This window comes from Telluria sp. B2 (assembly GCF_051789535.1).
GTDB lineage: Bacteria > Pseudomonadota > Gammaproteobacteria > Burkholderiales > Burkholderiaceae_D > Telluria.
On the sequence record NZ_CP196525.1, the window covers coordinates 4171941 to 4193061 of the forward strand.

Below are 21121 nucleotides of genomic sequence, written 5' to 3' on the forward strand. Positions count from 1 at the left end.
CTTGCTCCCGCGCTCAGAACCAGCTTTCGCGCACCGTGATGACATCGTCGACCTGCACCGGGTCGCTGGCGCGCGCCTCGATCGTGACCGGGTTGCCGGAAGCGTCGCGGCGCGTAATGCGCAGGCGGCTGTCGCTGCCGCGCGGGGTCAGGCCGCCGCCGGCGGAAATGGCTTGCTGCACCGTCATGCCGCGCTCGATGCGGAAGGCCCCGGGCCGCTGCACTTCGCCGGTGACATAGGCGCGCGGCGCGCGTTCGACAAAGATGATGTCGCCGCCGGCCACCTCGTAGTCCTTGTCCAGCTCGCCCTTGCGCACCATGTCGACGACGTCGATGGTTTCGCGCGTGGTCTTGCCGTCGCGTGTGCGCACCAGGCTGATCAGGTCGCCGCCCTCGGCGCTGACGCCGCCGGCCATCGCCAGCAGGTCGAGCACCTTGCGCCGCCCCTCGACCGGGTAGCGTCCCGGCCGGTTGACCTGGCCGAGCACCGAGACCTGCTGGCTGGCCAGGGTCGTGATGATCATGTTGACCTCGGCTTTTTTCAGGTAGCCGCCCTTTTCCAGCAGGTTGCCGATCTTTTTCTCGGCGGCGGCCACCGACAGCCCGCCGACGCCGACCTGGCCGAGCAGCGGGAAGGTGATGGCGCCGCTCTCGCTGACGCGGGTCTCGATCGACAGGTCCGGGCTGCCGTAGACCGACAGGCGCACTACGTCGCCCGGGCCGAGCAGTACTTCGGCGGCGCCGGCGACGCCGGCGCCCACTGCCAGCACGGCCGCAGCCATCCAGTGTGCAAGTGGTTTCATGGTCCTTCCTCCTGTTGCAATCGATGGATCGGTTTCATTTCAGGCCTGCCACGCCGCGGTCGACAGCGGCATGGTCGGGCGCGCCCGCGGCGGCGCTGTCGCCGGAGGGGCTGGCCGGCGCCGCGGTGGCCGCGCCGGCGTCCTGCGTGGCGCCGCCCTCCCCTTCCTGCGGGGCGGACGCGCCGCCCGGCTCGTTCGCCGCATCCGCGGCTGGCGCCGTCATGCTGGCCGGGGCCGCCTTGGCACCTTGCGCCAGATCCTTGTTCAGGTACTCGATCTTCGCGTTCTGGCGCAGGCGCCCGACCTCGGCGGCGGCCATTTCCTTGTTCCTGTTAGTCATCAGGTAGCGCTCGATCTGGGGCGCCGCCACCTCCAGCGGCACCGGGGCGTCGCGCACCTCGGCGACCGCCAGCAGCATCGCGCGATCGCCCTCGCGCACGCTGAACAGCTGGCCCTTGGGCATTCCCAGCAGCTTCTTCGACAGTTCGGGATTGAGCTCGGAGGTACTGCGCGTGACCTGCGCCCTTCCGTACTTGATGCCCCGGGCGTCCAGCCACACCGCCACCTCCTCCAGCGAACGGGCGGCGTCGGCGGCGGCGCGCGCCTCGGGCGTCAGGTCCTTGGCGGCCAGCACCAGCTGGTCCATCTGGAACTGCTTGCGCTTGCTGAAGAACTCGGGATGCTTGTTGAAATACTCCTCGACCTCGGCCGGTGTGGGACGCGCGACATTGGCCAAGCGCTTCTGCATATAGGCCTGGGCGACGATCAGCGAACGCGCCCTCTCGATCGCCTGCAGGACCTTGGGATCGCGGTCGAGCTTTTCCTGCACCGCCGCGTGCTCCAGCAACTGGCGGTCGATCAGCGCCTGCAGCAGCTGCTTGCTCGCCTCCTGCTGGCGCGCCGCCGGTACGCCGGCGCGCTGGATTTCCTCGTTCAACTGGAGCACGGTGATTTCCTCGCCGTTCACGCTGGCGAGCGCCTGGCCCGGCTTCGATTCCTTGGCCCGCTCGCCGCATCCGGCCAGCGCCGCCGCGAGTGCGATGGCGGCCCACGTCGATGCCGCGCGCGCCTGGTGGAAGTTCTTCAAGATGGCTCCTTGTGAGTGATGCGCTCTTTGCGGATGGCGAGCGGCGCCTGGCAAGCCGGCGCCGGACGGATAAAGGCCGGCAGGCGCCGCTTCAGGCGGTCGCCTCCGCGGTTTCGGTCGCGAGGTAGGCCGCATAGGCGCGCCGCAGGCCTTCCGGCAGGGGTGTGCTGGCGCGCCAGCCCAGCGCATGCAGCTTCGATACATCGAGCAGCTTGCGCGGCGTGCCGTCCGGGCGCGAGCTGTCGAACACGATCTGGCCACGGAAGCCGACCACCTCGCCCACCAGCCGGGCCAGTTCGGCGATGGTGACGTCGACACCGGTTCCGACGTTGATGTGCGAATGCATCGGGTCCGTGATATCCGCATACACCTCGGGCGCGAGCTCCATCACGTGGACGCTGGCGGCGGCCATGTCGTCGACATAGAGGAATTCGCGCATCGGCTTGCCGCTGCCCCAGATCACCACCTCGGGGGCGCCCTGGGTCTTCGCTTCATGGAAGCGCCGGATCATGGCCGGAATCACATGGCTGTTCTCGGGGTGATAGTTGTCGCCCGGCCCATACAGGTTGGTTGGCATGACGCTGCGGTAATCAGTGCCGTACTGGCGGTTGTAGCTTTCGCACAGCTTGATGCCGGCGATCTTGGCGATCGCATAGGGCTCGTTGGTGGGCTCCAGGCCGCCCGACATCAGGTAGTCCTCGCGGATGGGCTGCTGGGCCAGCCGCGGATAGATGCAGGACGAACCGAGGAAGAGCAGCTTGCTGACGCCGGCGCGCCAGGCTTCGTGCACGACATTGGTTTCCACCAGCAGATTGTCGTAGATGAATTCCGCCGGGTAGGTATTGTTCGCGTGGATGCCGCCCACCTTCGCCGCCGCCAGGTACACCTGGTCGATGCGCTCGGCGCGGAAGAAAGCGCGCACCTGCGCCTGGTCGGTCAGCTCCAGTTCCTCGTGGGTGCGGGTGACGATGTTCGTGTGGCCACGGGCGCGCAGCGCACGGACGATGGCCGAGCCGACCAGGCCACGGTGGCCGGCGACGTAGATGCGGGGGTCCAGATTATTCAAGCTTCCCTCCCATGACAGTGCGACGTCCTGATTGATGCAAGGACTGGGTACGCCGGACCCGCCGCAATGGGAGCGGTCGGGCAGAACGCCGTTGCAAGCGTACCTGTCGCACGAAGCACATTCCTTGACAAGGATCGAAGCGCGGACAGGCCTGAACGCGAACCAGGAACATCCTTCGCGGTCCTGGGCTGCCGGCACATAGCCATTCTTGTCGTCGCTCCAGTTCTCGCTGTTCATGCCGCCCGGCCTGCGCCCCGCAGCGGCGGCCGTGCGTGCAGGCCGGCTTCCAGCATCGCGCACGCCCGCCCGGCGGACAAGCGACGTGCGGCGCGCATCTGCCTACTTAAGCCACCGTTAAGCGCTTCGTCTCAAAACGCGTTCTCACGCGTCAAAACGACCTTCACTGTCTTTAAAATGATCCACAGGTCCAGCCAGACCGACCAGTTGCGCAGGTAGTCGAGGTCATATGCGATGCGCGCTTCCATCTTGTCCAGCGTCGCCGTCTCACCGCGCAGTCCGTTCACCTGGGCCCAGCCGGTGATGCCCGGCTTGACCTTGTGGCGCAACATGTAGCCTTTGATCAGTTTCCGGTACTGCTCGTTGTGTGCGACCGCGTGCGGACGCGGCCCGACGATGCTCATGCGACCTTGCAGCACGTTGACGAATTGCGGCAGTTCGTCGAGCGAGGTGCGACGCAGGAAGCGTCCGATCGGTGTCACCCGGCCGTCGTTGCGGCGCGCCTGGACGATCTCGCTGCCGTCGTCGAGCACCTTCATCGAGCGGAACTTGTAGACCCAGATCTCCTCGCCATACAGGCCGTAGCGGCGCTGCTTGAAGATGACCGGGCCAGGCGAAGTCCATTTCACCGCCAGCGCGATGGCCAGCATCAGCGGGGTGAGCGTCAGCAGGATCGCGCTGGCGAGCGCGATGTCGCTGGCGCGCTTGATCATGCCGTTCAGCCCCATGAAGGGTGTCTCGCGGATCGCGATCACCGGCATGCCGCCGACGTTGTCGAAACGCGCCTGCATCAGGTCGAACACGTAAACATCGGGCAGGAAATAGACCGAGGCCGTGGTGTCCTGCAACTCGTCGATCAGGCGCCGGATGCGCGGCTGCGCGGAAATCGGCTGGCTGATGAAAATAAGCTTGATGTTGTGGGCGCGCACATACTGGCTCAGGTCGGACATCTTGCCCAGCATCGGGTGCTTCAGTTGCGGCGGGTGGCGCTCGCCGGCGCGGTCGTCGAAGAAGCCGTGCACCTGCATGAAGAGGTTGGGATGGCGGTCGCAGATGTCGGCGAACTTCAGGCCGACCTCGTTGGCGCCGACCACCACCACCGAACGCACCTCGGGACTGCGGACTGGACTGCCGGCGGCGAACCGCACCGCGATGTGGCTGGCCAGCAGGGTCGCCGGCGCGGCGATCGCCCAGGCCAGGAGCACGCGCTCGTCGTAGTAGTATTTCAGGCCGCTGGCCGAGCCGAGGAAGTACAGCACGCCGATGGTCACGCACCAGCCGAAGATGGTGTCGCGCGCATACGCCAGCATGCGTCCGCTGCGCCAGGTGCGGTAGGGGTCGATGTGCTGGTAGACGGCCGAGGAAATGAAGAAAGCCAGGATCATCAGGACCAGCAAGTAGCCGGAAAACGGCTCGTGGAAGGCCATCGACGACACGTACAGCGACCCCATGATGATCAAGGGATCAAGCACGCGCTGGAAAAACGAGATGATCGGGATGTCGTTGACCGTCATCGCATGGTCTTCAGAACTGTCCGCTGGCGTTGATGGCGAAGGTATTGGACTCGAACTTGCCGATCCCGAGCACGGGCGAGCCGGTGCGGGCCTGGTGGATGTAGGCGGCCGACAGTGTGATCTTCTGCCGCACCGCCCAGCTGGCCTTGAGGCTGGCGGTGCGCAGCGAGTCGTCCAGCGAGCCGGGCGCGCTAAAGCCGGTGCGCGGCTCGTAGTTGCGGCGCTCGTAGACCGCGTCCGCTTCGACCCGGACCTTGGCGGTGGCGTCCCAGGTCGCGCCGACGCTGGCGCCCTTGTTCCGCGTGTAGCTGACAACCGTGCTTTCGAGCGGCGCGAAATCGCGCCATACCGATGCCCGGTAGCGCATCTTCCCGGTCGGCTCGTGCAGCACCGTGACCCGGCCGTTGACGCCGCTGGTGCGGCCGGACCCGAAGGACGGCTGCTTGCGCCGCGCATAGCCGGCCAGCGCCTGCAGCGTGGTGGCGCCGGTAAACTTCCAGTCCACGCGCGCTTTCAGTTCGTCCTGGGTGAAGTCGTCGGTCAGGGGGCTGAGCGAGAACGGCCGCCGGTTCGGATAGTCGCCCTCGATACGGCGCAGCACCAGGCCCACCGCGCTGCCGCTGGGGGCCAGATAGCGCCCTTCCAGCTCGAAGACATCCTCGGTGCGGTCGTTGTAGGACTGGATGGCCAGTTCGTAGTCGTACTTGTCGCGCGAGAGCGCCGCCCGCGCTTCCCAGCGCGGATGCAGTTTCCAGCCGCCTTCGAAGAAACCGCGGCGCTGCTTGCGCAGGTTGCGCTGGTTGCTGCGAAAGTCGGTATAGGGCGCCAGGGTCTGGGCATGGCTGGCGCCGAGCCGCCCTTCGAAGCGGTTACCGAACTGCCAGTACCAGATGCCCTCGATGTCGCGGCCGTCGTAATCGAGCTGCCGGAAATGGTCGAACTTGACCTTCGACAGCTTGACGTGACCCACCAGGCGCTGGCGGCTGATCGTGCGGTCGTAGACGGCGCCGGCTTCCAGCGTCGTCCAGGAGTCCGAGCGCTGGTTGTCGAAAGCCGGTTCGTCGTCGGGGACGCGCAACAGGTTGTCGTCGCGCGCCCAGCCGATGCGTCCGTACAGGTCGAGCGCCGTATCGGGGACTGCCAGCGCGGGAGCGCAGGCAAGTACGCCGGCCAGGAACACCGGCGGATGCAATCGAAATCGCGACATGTCGTAGGCCAGCTCGCAATAAGCTTGAAACAAGCTCGATAGCGCTGCGTCGGTCGGGAACCGTGCCGCCGCGGGCAAAGCGCCGCCAGCTGACGCGCCCGCGTGCGCGGTTCCGGCGCGGACCGGAGCAGCGGCGATCCGAAACGCCAAAGCCGATACTGACGAAAACCCTGCGATTCGATCTGTGCTGGATCAACGCGACCGGGGTTGTCCCGGCTGCGTCTTCGTTCGCCAGCGGCTCAGGCGTCGCCGCGGGCGCGTGCCTCGATCTGTTCCCAGCGCTCCAGCGCGTCGAGCAGCTGGTCCTCGATCTCGCTGTAGCGGGCATTGATGCGGCGCGCGTCGGCCGGGTTGGTCTTGTAGAAATCGGGGGCGTTCAGCTGCGCCGTGATGGCCGACTGCTCGTCCTCGAGCGAGGCGATCAGCTTGGGCAGCTCTTCGAGCTCACGCTGCTCCTTGTAGCTCAGCTTTACTTTCTTGCCTGGCGCAGCTGCGGCAGGCGCCGGGGCCGCCGCCTCGGCCGCCTTGGCCGGCGCCGCTTTCTGCGCGGCAGTGGCCGCCTGCTTCGGCTCGTTCGCCTTGACGCGCTCCCAGTCGCTGTAGCCGCCGACGTATTCACGCCACAGGCCCTGCCCTTCGGCGACGATCACCTGGGTCACGACATTGTCGAGGAAGGTGCGATCGTGGCTGACCAGGAATACGGTGCCGCTGTAATCCTCGAGCAGCTCTTCCAGCAATTCGAGGGTGTCGATGTCGAGGTCGTTGGTCGGTTCGTCCAGCACCAGGCAGTTGGCTGGCTTGGCGAACAGGCGCGCAAGCAGCAGGCGGTTGCGCTCGCCGCCAGAGAGCGACTTGACCGGCGAACGGGCGCGCTCGGGCGCGAACAGGAAGTCGCTCAGATACGTCATGACGTGCTTGCGTTGGCCATTGATCTCCACCCAGTCGCTGCCCGGCGCGATGGTGTCGGCCAGGCTGGCTTCCTCGTTGAGCTGGGCGCGCATCTGGTCGAAATAGGCCACGTTCAGTTTCGTGCCGAGGCGGGTGGTACCGCTGTCGGCCGCCTCCTCGCCCAGGATGATCTTGAGCAGCGTGGTCTTGCCGGCGCCGTTCGGGCCGATCAGGCCGACCTTGTCGCCACGCAGGATCGTGCCGGTGAAGTTGCTGATGATGACTTTCTCGCCGAAGCTCTTCGACACGTTTTCGAGTTCCGCGACGATCTTGCCCGAGCGCTCGCCGGTAGCCACATCGAGCTTGATCTGGCCCTGGGTCTCGCGGCGTGCCTGGCGTTGCAGGCGCAGCGCCTCCAGGCGCCGGACCCGCCCTTCGTCGCGGGTGCGGCGTGCCTGCACGCCCTTGCGGATCCACACTTCTTCCTGCGCCAGGAACTTGTCGAACTTCGCGTTCTCGACTTCCTCGTTGGCCAGCAGTTCGCGCTTGCGCTCCTGGTAGGTCGAGAAATTCCCCGGGAAGGACAAGAGCTTGCCGCGGTCCAGCTCAATGATGCGGGTGGCGACGTTGTCGAGGAAGCTGCGGTCGTGGGTGATGAAGAGCACCGAGCCGCGGAATTCGCGCAGCAGGCCTTCCAGCCACATGATGGACTTGAAGTCGAGGTGGTTGGTCGGTTCGTCGAGCAGCAGCACGTCCGGTGCAGAAACGAGCGCGACAGCCAGCGCCACGCGCTTTTGCATGCCGCCCGAAAGCGTGCCCATCTTTGCGTCGCGCGCCAGGCCCAGGCGATCGAGCGTGGTGTCGACCTTGTTGGCCAGGTTCCAGCCATCAGTGGCGTCGAGCTTACCCTGCAGCACATGCATGCGTTCCATTAGGGCCTCGTCGTTGCCCTGGCCAAACTGGCCGGTCAGCGCTTCGTACTCGGCCAGCATCGCTTGCTGCTCGCCCATGCCTGCGGCCACGGCATCGAACACGGTCGACTCGGGATCGAACACCGGTTCCTGCTCGACATAGGCGATGTTCAGGCCCTGCTGCATGACGAGCAGGCCGTCGTCGAGCTTGGAACGGCCGGAAATGATCTTGAGCAGGGAGGATTTACCGGTACCGTTGCGCCCGATCAAACCGACGCGTTCGCCGGCTTCAAGGGAAAAATCCGCATGGTCGAGCAGCGCGACGTGACCGAACGCGAGTTGCGCGGACGTGAGGGATATGACAGCCATATTCTGTTTGCGGGCCGCCCGGCAGTCGTCGAGGACGCCCGGCGCGGCAGAAAATTAGTGAAAGAAGCGAGCATTGTACCGACTGTGGCGCTTACACTTCCAATGAAGCCGCTTTCCTCGGCTATAATTGCGTTCGGTTCACGATACCGGCCTGCTTCGTGCAGGGTCCGCTCGCCGAATCGCAGTGCCGCCGTGCGCGGCACAGGTGTCCTCCCCGTAGCACAATGGATAGTGCACATGCCTCCTAAGCGTGGGATACTGGTTCGATTCCAGTCGGGGGGACCAACCCTTCAAATCGGGATGTTTCACCGCATCTCAACATTCCGCCTCACCATCTGAGGCAGCGCAGAACGCCAATCTCATCAGGAACCATCCTGAGTCCGGTCATCTCAAAATACTGTTGGTACTTTTGTTGGTACCTTCATGTCGACGTCAAACACATACCAACGGGGCGGACGAGATGGCACTTACGGACACGTTCATTCGGCAGGCAAAGTGGAGCGGCACGAAAGCGGGCGACAAGCACAGTGACGGCGGCGGGCTATATCTTCTGGTTAACGCAGTCGGCAAGTATTGGCGGTTGAACTACCGTTTTGGCGGAAAACAGAAGACGCTCGCCATTGGCGTCTACCCTGCCGTCCCTCTGTCTGCCGCCCGCAAGACGAGAGACCGGGCTCGTGAGCTTCTGGCTGCGGGCAAGGACCCCGGCGCAGAAAAGCAGGAAGCGGCGACGCTGGCCAAGCGGGCAGCAGGCGCACTGTTCGAAGTGGTTGCACGTGAATGGCTGGCGACCTCGGCAAGTACGCGCGGCGCAGCAACGCAACAGCGCGTCGTGAGCTGGTTCGAGCGCGATGTTTTTCCGCTCATCGGCAATGTACCGGTCAACAGCGTGCGCCCGCCCGACATCCTGGATGTCATGCAGCGGATGCAGGCACGCGGCATCATCGATTCGATGCGCCGTGTGCTTGCTTACATCAGCAAGGTGTTCGAGCTTGCGATGGTCAAGGAACTCGTCGAGCGTGACCCGACTAAAGGCATTGCGGCACAACTCCAGCAGCGCAACGAGGGGCATTTCGCCGCGCTTACGAAACCGGTCGAGGTCGGCGGATTGATCCGCGCGATTCATGGTTACCAAGGCCATCCATATTGCCGGGCGGCGCTCAAACTGGCGCCGCTGGTGTTCGTCCGCCCTCACATGCTGCGTCACGCGGAATGGTCGGAAATTAATCTAGATGCCGCCGAATGGCGCATTCCGGCCGAGAAAATGAAAATGCAGAACGATCATATCGTGCCACTTGCCTGGCAGGCTGTCGGCATCCTCCGTGACATGCACGCGGTGACCGGTAGCCGGCAATACGTCTTCCCCAGTATTCGCCATGACGGGCGCCCAATGAGCGAAAACACGATCAACGCTGCGCTGCGCTCTTTGGGCTACGAGGGCGAGGTGATGACGGGGCACGGCTTTCGGGCAATGGCACGTACGCTACTGGACGAAGAGCTTGGCGAACGTGTAGACCTGATCGAGCATCAGCTGGCACATGCGGTCAAGGACGCAAATGGGCGCGCCTATAACCGGACTACTCACTTGGCCGCACGTCGGGAGATGATGCAGCGATGGGCCGACTATCTCGACAAGCTGCGGCTCGGCGCCAACGTGGTGCCGTTACGGAGCGCCTGATCAACGCGGCGTATCCAGCCAGGCGCGCACATCTTCAACGCGCCAGGCAGTGACGCCAGCAGACAGCTTGACCGGGGCCGGAAACTGTCCCGCCGCGACTTTACGCCAAAGGGTCGCTGGTGAAAACGGAATGATGCCGGGTGATCCCTTCTTACCGACGAGCTGGCTTTGCCGGACATAACCGGTTTCGTGCAAGGTAACGGTGTTTCTTTCGGTGGAAGACATCGGACTGTGCAATTGAAGGTTGACAATTTACTAGCAGTTTGGCGACGACGGCCCGCCGTAGCAAGCTTAACCTCGACAGTCTTTTCGTTGCATCAAATCGCACGGGCTTGACTATTGACGATCAATAGTATTAAGGCTAACTCAGCAGAAATCGGTCCCAGATAAGCCCGCATGTCATGTTGGGTTCACACGACTGCAGGTGCGTACCGCGTCTGTGACAGCGAACGTCGCTCTATAATTGGACACTCGAACCTGCGCGGAGGTGGCCAGAAATGAGCAACTTGGTAAGCATGACATTGGAGGTTTCGCCAGAGTTAAACGAGAAGCTCCGCCGGCTCGCGAAACTGAACGGCACGACGATGGATACGATGCTACTGAAGGCGCTGACTCTGTACGGTATTGCGTCCCAGGCGAAGATCGACAATCAGCGGATTGGCATCGTCGACGCAAATCAGCAGTTGCTTGCCGAAGTCATCGGTATCTAGAAAAGGTCCTGGCGAGACAGGCAGGAGGATGAGGCCGCGCGTTGCGCGGCCTTTTTTCTTGCTCTGAATCGCGACGGCTATTCAGCGCATGTAACTGAATGGGAACAGCCAAGCGACTGATTACACTGCGCTTTTCGAGTTTTGGATTTTCCAGCGGCACTGCGACCAGCAAAGTGTGAACACCAAATAGCTCGATGAATCAAAGAGTTATCGCCATTTTTTCGCTCGCACGTTACGTGCGTAATGTGTGTGTACCATCTTCATGGGGGAACGGGGGCACGCCCCCGCTTTCGCTTGTTTGCGATGCGCTCCGAGTCGCCGTATGACATCGGCCGAGCCGGTCATCGATTGAGCAGCAACTCCGCCAAGTCATCGAGCTCAGATTTACGCGCGGCCCAGTCGTTCAAGATGGTTCCCAGCAGCCGATAGAAGCGCTCGCTATGGTTGTGCTCTTTAAGGTGACACAGCTCGTGGGCGACCACATATTCGATGCAAGCTCTTGGTGCTTTCACCAGATGTGGGTTGAGCAGAACCTCCCCTTTTGGTGAACAGCTCCCCCACTGAGTTCTCATCGACAGCAAGCGCAAAGGCGGCGCCTGGCGCAGGCGCATGCGGCTCGACAAATCTCCCATTACCCGTGCAAACACTTCACTGGCACGCTCCCGATACCAGGCGTCGAGAAGCCGGCGCACGGCTTGCGCGTCAGGCTTCGCGATGGTGACCTCAAAACGGCCACGCCACAAGCGCACCCCAGTGCTCTGCTTTCCCTGTGCGGGCTGGATTTTCAGCATGTGGCGTCGCCCCAGGTAGAAGTGCGTCTCGCCACTGACATATTCCCTGGGGAGCACGTGGCGCTTGCGCTCACGCTGTGCCTGCAGTTGCTGCCACACCCAGCGCGCGCGTTGGTGGACGGCGTGTTTGACTTCGGCGATCGCAGTGCCTTCGGGTGCTTCAACTTGCACTGCGCTATCCGGCATCACGTGAATCGAAACACGCTTTCGTAGGCGAGGTACGAAGCGCACCGAAAAACTGATGCGCTCTTCGCCATAGATAACGTAATACTGGGCCACCTCAGTGGCCTCCGCGCGCCAACCCCACCCGAGTGACCTGGATCACTTGGTCGATCGTCTCTTTCGCCTTTTCCAGCCCCATCAAACCGAAGAGCTTGGGCAACAGCGCCTTACGGATGGCCGACTCGATATCCTGGGGGCTTAGCGAATGCTCGGCCACGGCCCGCTGTACGATGCTGTCGATATCCTTGGCCTGTTGGACCAACATGGCATGGTCGGCTTGTGCGAAATCCTCATCGCCAAGCACCATGCGACAGATGCCGAAATAGGCTCGTACATGCCGGTTTTCGCCTAGCCCCTCGGGCAATCCGCCAATGTCTCGCGCCTCGACCTGTTCTTCGAACTTCTTGAATATCGCGTATTGCTTGACGGGGTGGTCAAACATGGCTTCGGCTTCGGCGATCGCTTGCTTCAACAATTCCGCAAACACTTTCTGTGCATAAGGATCGCCAGCCAGGTCCTGCTCGATGGTTTTCTTCAGACGCGTGCGGATCATATCCGTCTCGTTGCGCGTCTTCTCCTCGCTCCACTCCTCCATGGTTTCCGGCTGGCCGAGCTGATGAACCACATAGACGCCCTCCGGCTCCCGCACCTGGCTGCCGATCACCTGCTTGTCGACCAGGCGCCGAATCTGCTCCTCGTAGACGCTGTAGTCCACCGTTTCCAGCGCGTCCTGCCGGGCAATCTTCCTCAAACTAGTAAAGAAGCGCAAGTCCTCTTTGTAGCGCTGCACGTCGGCTTCGGAAAAGCTATGGTCCTCAAAGAAGCTGCGCGACGACAAAGCGGTCTGCAGGCATAAGCCGAAAGCAGTCAATGCGCTGTAAAAATCATCGCGCACCTTCTGGCGCGTGTCGTAAGTCTGGCCGTCTTCGTCCTCGCTGTAGCGCGGCATCAGGACGTGGCGGTACTGCTCCAGGTCCTGCTTGTTCTTCACCTCGGCGAAAATAGTCCACAGAGAATCGTGCAGGCTGGGTAGCCGCTTGTACTCGGTGCTGATCTTTTGGTACAGGCCTTCGATGTCGGCCAGTTCGTAGCCACCCTGCGTGCGGGTTTCGAGGTCATGATACGCGCGCACCGCGGTATCGAGCTCCTCAAGGATGCCGCGATAGTCCACGAGCACGCCGTAGCGCTTGGCTTCGTGCAGGCGGTTCACGCGAGCGATGGCCTGGATCAGGTTGTGTTCCTTCAACGGCTTGTCAATGTAGAGTACGGCGTTACGCGGTTCGTCAAAGCCGGTCAATAACCGGTCCACGACGATGAGCAGATCCGGGTTGCCGTCGCCCCCAAAATCTTGCAACACCCCGTCCTCATAGGTCTCGGCGTTCTTGCCAACATGCGTGTTCCACCACCTCTGCACCTCGGGAAGCTTGCTCTCGTCGACCTTGGTATTGCCTTCGCGGCTGTCAGGGGCGGAGATGATGACGGCACTGCTTACCAAGCCAGTATCGTCCAGGTACTGCTTGTAGCGGATGGCTTCCAGCTTGCTGGCGGTGGCTACCTGGCCCTTGAGTCCCAGGCCGAGCTTCTTGATGTTCTCGCTGAAGTGCTGGGCGATGTCCCAGGCAATAAGCTCGATGCGATTGGCCGCCCCATACACCACCTGCTTGTTAGCAAATTTGCGCTTGAGGTCAGACGCCTGCTCCGGGCTCAGGCCCGCCGTAATGCGGTCGAACCAGCGATTGACCGCGTCCTCGTTAATGGTCAACTCGGGCTTGCGCTCTTCATACAGCAGAGGCGTAACCGTACCGTCCTCGACCGCACGCTGCATCGTGTAGGCATGGACAATAGGGCCAAACTTGTTGGCCGTCTTCTCCTTCTTCAGCAACGGCGTGCCTGTAAAGGCGACGTAGGCGGCGCACGGCAATGCCTTGCGCATGCGCTCGTGCGTTTCGCCACCGTGGCTGCGGTGGCCTTCGTCCACCAGCACGATCATGTCGCTTGAGGGGTTGTAGCACTCTGGCAGTTTGGATGCAGTGGCGAACTTGTGGATCAATGTGAAGACGATTCGTTCGGTCCCTTGACCGATGCGCTTGGCGAGGTCGCGTCCGGAACCGACCTTGGCCCTTTCGCCGTCCTTTTTGGTGGCGACGGCCGAGCCGAAGGCACCACTGTTCATGAAGTTACGCGCCAGTTGGTCTTCAAGGTCCAACCGGTCCGTCACCACGACCACGCGACAAGCTTGCGTGTTCTGATGCAGGACCAGCGCCTTGGTGAGGAAGACCATGGTGAAGCTCTTCCCGGATCCTGTTGTGTGCCACACCACGCCCCCTTCGCGTCCCCCGTCCGGTTTGCGCAGGTTGATGCGTTCCAGCAGCGCACGAATGCCGAAAAACTGCTGGTAGCGGGCCACCACTTTGCCGGCCTTGCGGTCGAAAAGCACGAACAAGCGCAGGAACTCGAGGAAGCGCTCAGGCTTCAGTAACGCGGCGAGCAGGCGATCCTGGTCGGTGGGGAGCAGCGGCTGTGCCCACAGTTGGCGGAAGTAGGCCTGCAATCTGGACGGCTTTCCGGTCAGGAGCGCAGCCTGGACACCGGGTGCAAGTGGCCGGTTTTTCCACTCGCCCAATTGCGCATCGCTGAACTGCTCTTCACGCCAGCGTGCCCAGAATTTCAGTGGGGTGGCGGTGGTGCCATAGCGCCCATCGGTATGGTTCACCGCCAACAGCAACTGGGCGTACGCAAACAAATGAGGAATCTCGTCGGGGCGCTGGTTTCTCAGTTGCTGGCTGATGCCCTCGTCGACCATCGCTTTGCCTGCATGCGTGGCATCGGGCCGCTTGGCCTCGATTACCGCCAGCGGCAGGCCGTTCAGGTAAGCCACCACATCGGGTACACGGTGGTGCGTACCGTGGGTGGAGAGTACCTCCAACTCCTCGGTCACGTCCCAGCGGTTGGCCGCCATGTCGCACCAATCGACAAGTGCGATAGTCGGCTGGTGCTTTTTACCGTCCGGCATGAACTCAGTAACGGTCACGCCCAGCGTGAGCATCTGGTAGAGCCGCTCGTTGGCCGGCATCAGCCCCTCGGCCAAATTTAGTGCATGTACTTGGCGTACGATCTGATCAATTCCGCTTGGGGACAGCGGATACTGCTCACCCTTATAGTCGAAGCGGCGGGTTTGCAGCACTTCAATCAACCGGGCTTTCAGGATGAGCTCGCGCGTGCTACCACGTAGAGCCAAGGCTTCTGCCGTGGGCAAGAAGCGCCAGCCCAGGTTGATCAGCAAATGCAGCGCCGGTAAGTGGGCGCTGTACTGCTCGCGGGTTTGGGGGATGGCGCTCATGCGGCCTTCGGCTCCGCAGTGGCTTCCAGCAGATGGACGCGGCGCTTGCCGGTGAGCAGATCGGCCATGAGAACGCGTTTTTCCTTTTTGAGCTTCGCTAGCTGTTGCTCGATACAGCGCTCTTCAGATTCCGCAGTGTTGAGCACTGCTGCAATTTTCCGCTGGCTCTCGATTTCTGGCACGCGAAGCTTGAGCTTGAAAAAGTCTTTCACACCAACATTAAGTAAACCATGGTTGCGGGCGCCTTCCTGAGCGATGCCGGTGATCGCGTCGTTTAGCATGCCGGCCTCAAAGTAGTGCCGGAAAAAGTCCGCGTCAGCCTCGACGTCTGCCCTGATTCGGAAACAGATGTACAGGCTGGAGACTACCCCGGACTTATAGGCCAACAGGGGCTTGATAGCGCCAACCGGATAACCTGCGGAATAGCTCTTGTTGTAGGCGAAATCTCCCTTTTCCAATAGCGTATAGCCCTGAAGATTTTCGCTGGCTACGTTTTTATTAAAAAACTCGCGTTGGCTGATCAACCCGTGCTGCCCCGAAATAGTGAGCACATTCTGATCGCCTACAGCATTCTTGCGGGTGATACGCTCGAATACCTCATCGAAATCAGGTTGCGCCCAGGACAACTTAGCCAGTCCAAATTTGCGATGGCCACTCAGCAGTCCTTGCATCAAGTCGCGCTTCCGTCTACGACTGTTAGCAAGAAGTTTTTCGGTTGAGTTGATAGCAGCTTCCCAAGTATCCAACACACGAGCTATTTCCTGCTGTTCTCGATATGGAGGGAGGACGACAGGGAACTCTTTGAGCTGGGATGAGTTAATACTCGCGAGGTTCGTGCTTCGCTTCGCGCAGCTTTTGAAATAAGCCCTACCATATTGACTGGACGAAAGAGCCGCCAAGAATGTTGAGTCAAGCACCTCTTTTAGAGGGCGTACAGCAAACACATGGTTCTGGTGTAGACATGGCGCCACCAGAGCTTTCCATACAGCTCCGCGGCCAAGTTTGTCGAAATCTCCGCCCTCAGTCATGAGAACGTCACCGGACCTCAATGTATATCGCTCAACCGCACTGCGTTCAACCAAAATAGTCTTGACCTCATTCAGATTGAAATGTCCATCTTGCACATTCGCGACTCTTAGATAAGGCAATTCAACTGGGTCAGCCAAACCCTGCTTACCTTTTGCGACACCCGTTCGAATCTCAGCAACGGTATGCAGCGGGACCCGTTTCCAATTCTTAGGCAACATCGTTCCCTCCCTTGCCGTTGTTCCGTCGACTGCTAAGTTGTTTCTCTACCTGCTCCAACTCGCGCAGTTCTTCGCAATCCGCCTCCAGTGCCTCGGTTTTGCGTCGCCCAGCATCGAACTGTTCGTATCGCTCGTGCGCGATTGTGGTCATTGCTTGGTGGCTCATGCGCCCCGCCCCTTGCAGTACCGCCTGCTCGTTGAAGGTCATGAAACTATCCACGTAGGTCCGCCAGTCAGCCATGCGCAGGTTCTTGCGCTGCGTGGCACGCAGCTCGGCAAAGTCCAGGAACATGCTGACGATGCGGTTGAGCTGGTCCAGCTCTTTGGCGTTCAGGTAGTTCTTGGCCACCGTCACGTCCGCTTTGCGCACGCGTCCGCCCTTCCATGAGGTAAGCGCCATGTTGGGCAGCCTGGGATCGGCCCGCTGCACGATCAGCTCGGCGGCAGTCTGGCCGGTCACGGCGAAAAACATCTTATTCTGCACCTCCGCAAAGAAGAGGCCGGTGGCCTGCCCGTCGTCGGAATAGTCCACCGATAGGGCGAACAGGTCACGCACCTTCTGGTAAAAGCGCTTTTCCGAGGATCGTATGTCCCGGATGCGCTGCAGCAGCTCGTCGAAGTAGTCCCAGCGCTCCCCTCCCTTGAGGCGCTCGTCGTCCATGACGAAGCCCTTGACGAGATATTCCCTCAAGTGTGTGGTTGCCCACTGTCGGAACTGCGTGCCGCGCGGTGACTTCACCCGATAGCCGATGGCAAGGATCATGTCCAGGTTATAGAGCTTGACCGTACGGCGAACCTGCCGCGTGCCCTCAATTCGAACTATTAAGTCATCTTTAACAGTTCGAACTTCGCTCAACTCCTGTTCATCCAGCACGTTTTTGATGTGAATATTGACGTTAGGCACAGAGGATTGGAACAGCTCGGCAATTTCGCTTTGGCTAAGCCAAACACTGCCATCCTCGGCGCGCAGGAAAAACTGCGCAGACCCATCCTCGGTGGCGTACAGCACCAGTTCGCCGCGCGGCGTGGACTCACTCATAACCAAGCTCCTTCAGGTAACCGGCCATCTTCTCCTCCAGCACCGCCAACTCGGCCTTCAGTGCGAGCCGTTCTTCGCGTACCGCCTTCAGGTCGATGGCCTCGGCCTCCTCGAAGGTGTCTACGTAGCGTGGGATGTTGAGGTTAAAGTCGTTCTCAGCCATCTCGGCCGGGCTGGCCAGATAGGCGTATTTATCCACGCTCTGGCGCGCACGCACGGTCTGCTCGATGCGTTCCAGGTCTCGCTTGCGCAAGACGTTCTGGTTCTTGCCGTCCTGGTAATCGCGACTTGCGTCGATGAAGAGCACCTTATCGTCGGGCTTCTTCTTGCGCAACACCAGCACTGCAGCGGGAATACCGGTGCCGTAGAAGAGCTTTTCAGGCAGACCGATGACGACGTCGAGCAGGTTCTCTTCAATCAGCTTCTGGCGGATCTTGCCCTCGGCTGCGCCCCGGAACAGCACGCCGTGCGGCACCACCACGGCCATGCGGCCTGTGCCGGGCTTCATGGTTTCGACCATGTGCAAGATGAACGCGTAGTCGGCTTTCGTGCGAGGCGGAACGCCGCGACGGAAGCGCTTGTAGGGATCACCGGTTGCCGCTTCATGTCCCCACTTCTCCAGCGAGAACGGTGGATTGGCGACCACGATGTCGAAGTGCTTGAGCAACCCGTCCCCATCGAGTAGCTTGGGATTTCGCAACGTGTCGCCCCACTCGATGCGGTGATTGTCCTCGGCATGCAAAAACATGTTCATCTTGGCCAGCGCCCAAGTGCTGCCGATTGCCTCCTGCCCGTAGAGCGCGTATTTGCGGCTGCCTGCGCGTGCGCGGATCAGCTGGCCGCACTTCATCAGCAGCGAGCCAGAGCCGCAGGTGGGGTCGCAGATTTCGTCGCCCTCCTGCGGTTCCATAAGGCGAGCCATCAATTGAGAAACTTCAGGCGGCGTATAGAACTCCCCCGCCTTCTTGCCACTGGTCGATGCGAAATTCTTGATGAGGAATTCATAGGCATTGCCGATCACGTCCAGTGTGCCGACACGACTTTCTCGCAGATTCAGTTCAGGCTTGGCGAAGTCTTCGAGCAGGTGGCGCAGGATGTCGTTCTTTTGCGCTTCGTCGCCCAGCTTGGTCGAGTTGAAGCTGATGTCCTGGAACACGTCGCGCAGTTTGGACAGGTTCGCTTCCTCGATAGCGTGCAGGGCCTTGTCGATGCGCTCGCCGTTGCCGGGTTGATGGCGCGTCTCATGGAGCTTGTAGAAATTTGCGTTGGGGGGCAATACAAAACGCTCGTTCTTCAGCAATTCTTCGATCAATTCCGGATGGTTGCCATGTTCGGCCTTGTAACGGTCGTAGTGATCCTGCCAGACATCGGAGATGTACTTCAGGAAGAGCATGGTCAGGACGTAATCCTTGTAAATACTCGGATCCACGGTGCCACGGAAGGTATCGCAGGCGTTCCAGACGGCGGCATTAATCGAGTCTTGCTGGATGGGAGAAATGGACATCGGTCAGTTCGATTCAGGGTTGTTCGTGATAAGCGCGAACGCCAGGGCGTCCAACTGCTTGTGGCGGTTATGTATCAGGGCTTGGAGTCGGCGTTCCTCATGTACGGCCGCTTCTGCCAAGGCCACGATGAGTTGCTGCTGCGACAACGGAGGTATCGCGAGCGGAAGAGCCTCCAGAACCGGGCGCCGAATGCTGAGCTGATCGGTCCCTTCAGCGCTTCCCGCAAGGTAGCGTTGCGCCGGGGTCCTATTGATCTGCCATGCCAAAAACTCCGGCAACAGCGCCGGCGACTTAATTCGCACAAGAAAAAAGTATGGCGAGCAGACTGTCGGTTTTGGCACTTCTCGCAGGCACACAGCATAGTTACGCGTACCACGAGCAACGAAAATCACATCGCCGGGCTCCAGCCATTGGATGGGCTTACGGGTGTCGACCTCAGTGCGGACGAGTCCGTCCCAAGCAACGTCACCACCAGGGTTGAGATCGCGCATCTGCAATGCGTAGGCATTTCCGTTCTCGACAAATGGAACTCCACTGCGGAACGGGTGCCCCGCTTGCACATCGGCAATACTCTTTAATGGTAAACTCATCGTGCATCATTCAGGTTGATGCACTGATTTTGCTTGTTAACGGACTACAATGCAACTACTATTTTTTTGCTTAACGGCAGGTCATTTGACTAGAGTGGGCTCAACGCACCGTTTGCGTCGCAGCCCCTCACATCCGCCAGAGACGTCCGCATAACCGGTTATTCACCGCTAAAGTTGGCAATAGACGAAACCAAGCTGGCGCCACAAGTGGTTTTATGCCCATCATAGGCTACGGCAGTGCCGTCGATGACGTGGGTTGGGTCGCCCTCGGCAACCGTACAGTTGTCATGCCCCTTGATGGGACAACTGCATTTGTCGCCGACGCTGGCGACCGGGATGCCGTCGACCGTGAAATGCGTGGCGCTCACGCTCTCGACCTTGCCACCGTGTGACGTGGCATCACCGAGACGAATGACGTTGCGCATTGCTCAGCCCTTCTCCTCAGGTGAAGTCCCTCCGCTCGGCCCGACGTCGGTCATGTCGCCTGTTGCGTTTTTTGAAGGGGTATCCCCAAGGGAAACCTGCGCGACTGCCGGCGTCTGCGCCGCCACATCGACAGGGGGCGCATCACCGTAGCTGACCAGTTTCCACATGGCCGCCGTCCGGTAAGAAGGCCTTTCTCCCTTGAGCTTTTGCCACATCGACGGTTCGCCCAGCGAGACTACGTGCGGCATGCGTTCGCCGGCTTGGATGTGCTGGCGCCGCCCACCTTGTATTTCTCCGGATATGTCGGACTCCCACCAGCCGGTTTGCGGGCAGGTACGGCCGGTTGCGGCCAGTTCGCCGAGCGGAAGATGCGGTTGCGGGCTGGTCTCTGCGGTCTGGACAGGCACTGCGCTTGTCGGGCGCACGCGAATGGTGCTGGTGATTTTGTCCCAGAGCGCGATGGTTTCCTCGTCGCTCAGGCTGGTCTTGGCGGCGCCGGCGGCGTTGTCGCCGACGCCGGTCTGGAGCTGGACGCTCACATAGGGCTTGAAGGCATCGTTCGGTTCGCCGGTGAACCTGAGCTCGAAGTCATGGAAAGAATGCACGCCTTCCTCATCGGGTGCGCGCATCAGCACCTCGTAGCCGGTTGTCCAGTCCCGGATCTGGCGTGGGCTTTCGCGGAAATATTTGACCTTGGCGAACACTCTATCCAATTCGGGTGTAAGCGGCTCCTTCATCCGCTTCCATTTTTCCTTGAGCGATTCGCGTTCCCGGTCGCGGGGGGTGGGGCGGACTTCAATCGACAAATGCGCGTCCGGAAATTCCTTCAGGCGGAAGCCGATGCTGACGAATTCGCCAGGATGATTCTTCTCGTCATCCGACGAGTCCGGCAGGAAGGCCCTCTCGAGGCAGTTGCCGGGCTCGGCAGGGGCTTCGTCGTCGGCACGTTGGCGCAGGCGGCGGGCGATGCTCTTTATTGTTGCCGTAGCCCTATCCCGATTTTCTTCTAACGGACGCGCATCAATGATAACGCCGTCATTGTTCATCCTGAAGTAACCGCTGATTTTCAGCATACCAATCGCCTGAAAACCGTCGTAGCCAGTCACGATCTTTCCTTCGGGCTGGCGCATGTCGTCCACCGAAATCAGCAAGGGGATGTCGTTGAGGTAAATGGCCTTTTCGCTTTTCAGCTCGTCGACGAACTGCTGCGCCAATCCCTTCACTTCATCCACGCCATCGGGGTAGATGGTGACGTCCAGCGACATAATCATCCTACCCCAGACGACGGTAGCCGATGCCGGCACATCGACCACGAACCGGCCGAAGCAGACGGTTTTCGTTTTTTCGAACAGAGGTTGCAAGCGGGGCGTGAGTGCGGTCATGTTCGGCGTCTTCCATTCTTTCGGGTGGGGGTCGCATGCCGCGAGCAGCAGGGCCGCGGCGGCAAGCGGAACAAGGAACAGGCGTCTGATGGCGGTCGGGTACATAGTAT

At 61.1% G+C, this 21121-nt stretch carries 17 protein-coding genes and 1 tRNA gene; 3 read left to right on the top strand and 15 right to left on the bottom strand.

Features of this window, described 5'->3' with window-relative positions:
• Positions 1-13: 13 nt before the first annotated feature.
• The 6 genes from epsE to ACSUZJ_RS18525 form a co-directional block, all read right to left on the bottom strand.
• Positions 14-802 carry a polysaccharide export protein EpsE gene (epsE, locus tag ACSUZJ_RS18500; protein WP_499410599.1) on the bottom strand — a complete coding sequence of 263 codons (789 nt, stop codon included), beginning with the start codon at positions 800-802 and terminating at the stop codon, positions 14-16.
• 34 nt (positions 803-836) lie between these two features.
• Complete coding sequence (locus tag ACSUZJ_RS18505) at positions 837-1889, bottom strand: EpsD family peptidyl-prolyl cis-trans isomerase (protein WP_499410601.1); 1053 nt, start codon at positions 1887-1889, stop codon at positions 837-839.
• A gap of 91 nt (positions 1890-1980) precedes the next feature.
• Complete coding sequence (fcl, locus tag ACSUZJ_RS18510; RefSeq protein WP_499410603.1) at positions 1981-2955, bottom strand: GDP-L-fucose synthase; 975 nt, start codon at positions 2953-2955, stop codon at positions 1981-1983.
• Between the two features lie 368 nt (positions 2956-3323).
• Positions 3324-4706 carry an undecaprenyl-phosphate glucose phosphotransferase gene (locus ACSUZJ_RS18515; RefSeq protein WP_499410605.1) on the bottom strand — a complete coding sequence of 461 codons (1383 nt, stop codon included), beginning with the start codon at positions 4704-4706 and terminating at the stop codon, positions 3324-3326.
• Between the two features lie 10 nt (positions 4707-4716).
• Complete coding sequence (gene epsL, locus ACSUZJ_RS18520) at positions 4717-5913, bottom strand: XrtB/PEP-CTERM-associated polysaccharide biosynthesis outer membrane protein EpsL (RefSeq protein WP_499410607.1); 1197 nt, start codon at positions 5911-5913, stop codon at positions 4717-4719.
• A 239-nt stretch (positions 5914-6152) separates the two neighbouring features.
• Positions 6153-8081, bottom strand: a complete 1929-nt coding sequence (locus ACSUZJ_RS18525) for an ATP-binding cassette domain-containing protein (protein WP_499410609.1) — start codon at positions 8079-8081, stop codon at positions 6153-6155.
• Between the two features lie 210 nt (positions 8082-8291).
• On the opposite strand from ACSUZJ_RS18525, the gene ACSUZJ_RS18530 reads away from it, so the two are divergent.
• A tRNA-Arg gene (locus ACSUZJ_RS18530) sits at positions 8292-8366 on the top strand.
• 175 nt (positions 8367-8541) lie between these two features.
• Positions 8542-9759: a tyrosine-type recombinase/integrase gene (locus tag ACSUZJ_RS18535; protein WP_499410611.1), complete on the top strand. Its 1218-nt coding sequence runs from the start codon at positions 8542-8544 to the stop codon at positions 9757-9759.
• Here ACSUZJ_RS18535 and ACSUZJ_RS18540 read toward each other — a convergent pair whose 3' ends face one another.
• Positions 9760-9984, bottom strand: a complete 225-nt coding sequence (locus tag ACSUZJ_RS18540) for a helix-turn-helix transcriptional regulator (protein ID WP_499410613.1) — start codon at positions 9982-9984, stop codon at positions 9760-9762. It lies immediately after the preceding gene.
• Positions 9985-10256: 272 nt separating this feature from the next.
• On the opposite strand from ACSUZJ_RS18540, the gene ACSUZJ_RS18545 reads away from it, so the two are divergent.
• A complete protein-coding gene (locus ACSUZJ_RS18545) occupies positions 10257-10469 on the top strand; it encodes a hypothetical protein (protein ID WP_499410615.1) in 213 nt (70 codons plus the stop codon).
• 341 nt (positions 10470-10810) lie between these two features.
• Here ACSUZJ_RS18545 and ACSUZJ_RS18550 read toward each other — a convergent pair whose 3' ends face one another.
• The 8 genes from ACSUZJ_RS18550 to ACSUZJ_RS18585 all read right to left on the bottom strand — a co-directional run bounded on the left by ACSUZJ_RS18550 (position 10811) and on the right by ACSUZJ_RS18585 (position 21116).
• Complete coding sequence (locus ACSUZJ_RS18550) at positions 10811-11539, bottom strand: M48 family metallopeptidase (protein WP_499410617.1); 729 nt, start codon at positions 11537-11539, stop codon at positions 10811-10813.
• Position 11540: 1 nt separating this feature from the next.
• Positions 11541-14822 (bottom strand): type I restriction endonuclease subunit R, encoded by a 3282-nt coding sequence (locus ACSUZJ_RS18555; RefSeq protein ID WP_499410619.1) that lies wholly within the window; start codon positions 14820-14822, stop codon positions 11541-11543.
• Positions 14819-16069, bottom strand: coding sequence for a restriction endonuclease subunit S (locus ACSUZJ_RS18560; RefSeq protein WP_499410621.1), 1251 nt, complete (start codon positions 16067-16069; stop codon positions 14819-14821). Before ACSUZJ_RS18560 ends, ACSUZJ_RS18555 begins: the two co-directional genes overlap by 4 nt.
• A complete protein-coding gene (locus tag ACSUZJ_RS18565) occupies positions 16059-17108 on the bottom strand; it encodes a virulence RhuM family protein (protein WP_499410623.1) in 1050 nt (349 codons plus the stop codon). The genes ACSUZJ_RS18560 and ACSUZJ_RS18565 overlap by 11 nt, the downstream gene beginning before the upstream one ends.
• Positions 17101-18612 carry a type I restriction-modification system subunit M gene (locus tag ACSUZJ_RS18570; RefSeq protein WP_499410624.1) on the bottom strand — a complete coding sequence of 504 codons (1512 nt, stop codon included), beginning with the start codon at positions 18610-18612 and terminating at the stop codon, positions 17101-17103. The genes ACSUZJ_RS18565 and ACSUZJ_RS18570 overlap by 8 nt, the downstream gene beginning before the upstream one ends.
• A 3-nt stretch (positions 18613-18615) precedes the next feature.
• Positions 18616-19203, bottom strand: coding sequence for a restriction endonuclease subunit S (locus ACSUZJ_RS18575; protein ID WP_499410626.1), 588 nt, complete (start codon positions 19201-19203; stop codon positions 18616-18618).
• Positions 19204-19361: 158 nt separating this feature from the next.
• The gene (locus tag ACSUZJ_RS18580; protein WP_499410628.1) at positions 19362-19628 is read right to left on the bottom strand and encodes a PAAR domain-containing protein; all 267 of its coding nucleotides are present in this window, start codon (positions 19626-19628) and stop codon (positions 19362-19364) included.
• Between the two features lie 3 nt (positions 19629-19631).
• A complete protein-coding gene (locus ACSUZJ_RS18585) occupies positions 19632-21116 on the bottom strand; it encodes a T6SS immunity protein Tli4 family protein (RefSeq protein ID WP_499410629.1) in 1485 nt (494 codons plus the stop codon).
• Between the last annotated feature and the right edge of the window lie 5 nt (positions 21117-21121).

What these genes read in the sequence shown, in the direction of transcription:
- epsE (WP_499410599.1), bottom strand. Translation starts at nt 802, where the DNA reads ATGAAACCACTTGCACACTGGATGGCTGCGGCCGTGCTGGCAGTGGGC.
- ACSUZJ_RS18570 (WP_499410624.1), bottom strand. Translation starts at nt 18,612, where the DNA reads ATGTCCATTTCTCCCATCCAGCAAGACTCGATTAATGCCGCCGTCTGG.
- ACSUZJ_RS18580 (WP_499410628.1), bottom strand. Translation starts at nt 19,628, where the DNA reads ATGCGCAACGTCATTCGTCTCGGTGATGCCACGTCACACGGTGGCAAG.
- ACSUZJ_RS18565 (WP_499410623.1), bottom strand. Translation starts at nt 17,108, where the DNA reads ATGAGTGAGTCCACGCCGCGCGGCGAACTGGTGCTGTACGCCACCGAG.
- ACSUZJ_RS18575 (WP_499410626.1), bottom strand. Translation starts at nt 19,203, where the DNA reads ATGAGTTTACCATTAAAGAGTATTGCCGATGTGCAAGCGGGGCACCCG.
- ACSUZJ_RS18545 (WP_499410615.1), top strand. Translation starts at nt 10,257, where the DNA reads ATGAGCAACTTGGTAAGCATGACATTGGAGGTTTCGCCAGAGTTAAAC.
- ACSUZJ_RS18525 (WP_499410609.1), bottom strand. Translation starts at nt 8,081, where the DNA reads ATGGCTGTCATATCCCTCACGTCCGCGCAACTCGCGTTCGGTCACGTC.
- ACSUZJ_RS18515 (WP_499410605.1), bottom strand. Translation starts at nt 4,706, where the DNA reads ATGACGGTCAACGACATCCCGATCATCTCGTTTTTCCAGCGCGTGCTT.
- ACSUZJ_RS18535 (WP_499410611.1), top strand. Translation starts at nt 8,542, where the DNA reads ATGGCACTTACGGACACGTTCATTCGGCAGGCAAAGTGGAGCGGCACG.
- epsL (WP_499410607.1), bottom strand. Translation starts at nt 5,913, where the DNA reads ATGTCGCGATTTCGATTGCATCCGCCGGTGTTCCTGGCCGGCGTACTT.
- ACSUZJ_RS18560 (WP_499410621.1), bottom strand. Translation starts at nt 16,069, where the DNA reads ATGTTGCCTAAGAATTGGAAACGGGTCCCGCTGCATACCGTTGCTGAG.
- ACSUZJ_RS18540 (WP_499410613.1), bottom strand. Translation starts at nt 9,984, where the DNA reads ATGTCTTCCACCGAAAGAAACACCGTTACCTTGCACGAAACCGGTTAT.
- ACSUZJ_RS18555 (WP_499410619.1), bottom strand. Translation starts at nt 14,822, where the DNA reads ATGAGCGCCATCCCCCAAACCCGCGAGCAGTACAGCGCCCACTTACCG.
- ACSUZJ_RS18585 (WP_499410629.1), bottom strand. Translation starts at nt 21,116, where the DNA reads ATGTACCCGACCGCCATCAGACGCCTGTTCCTTGTTCCGCTTGCCGCC.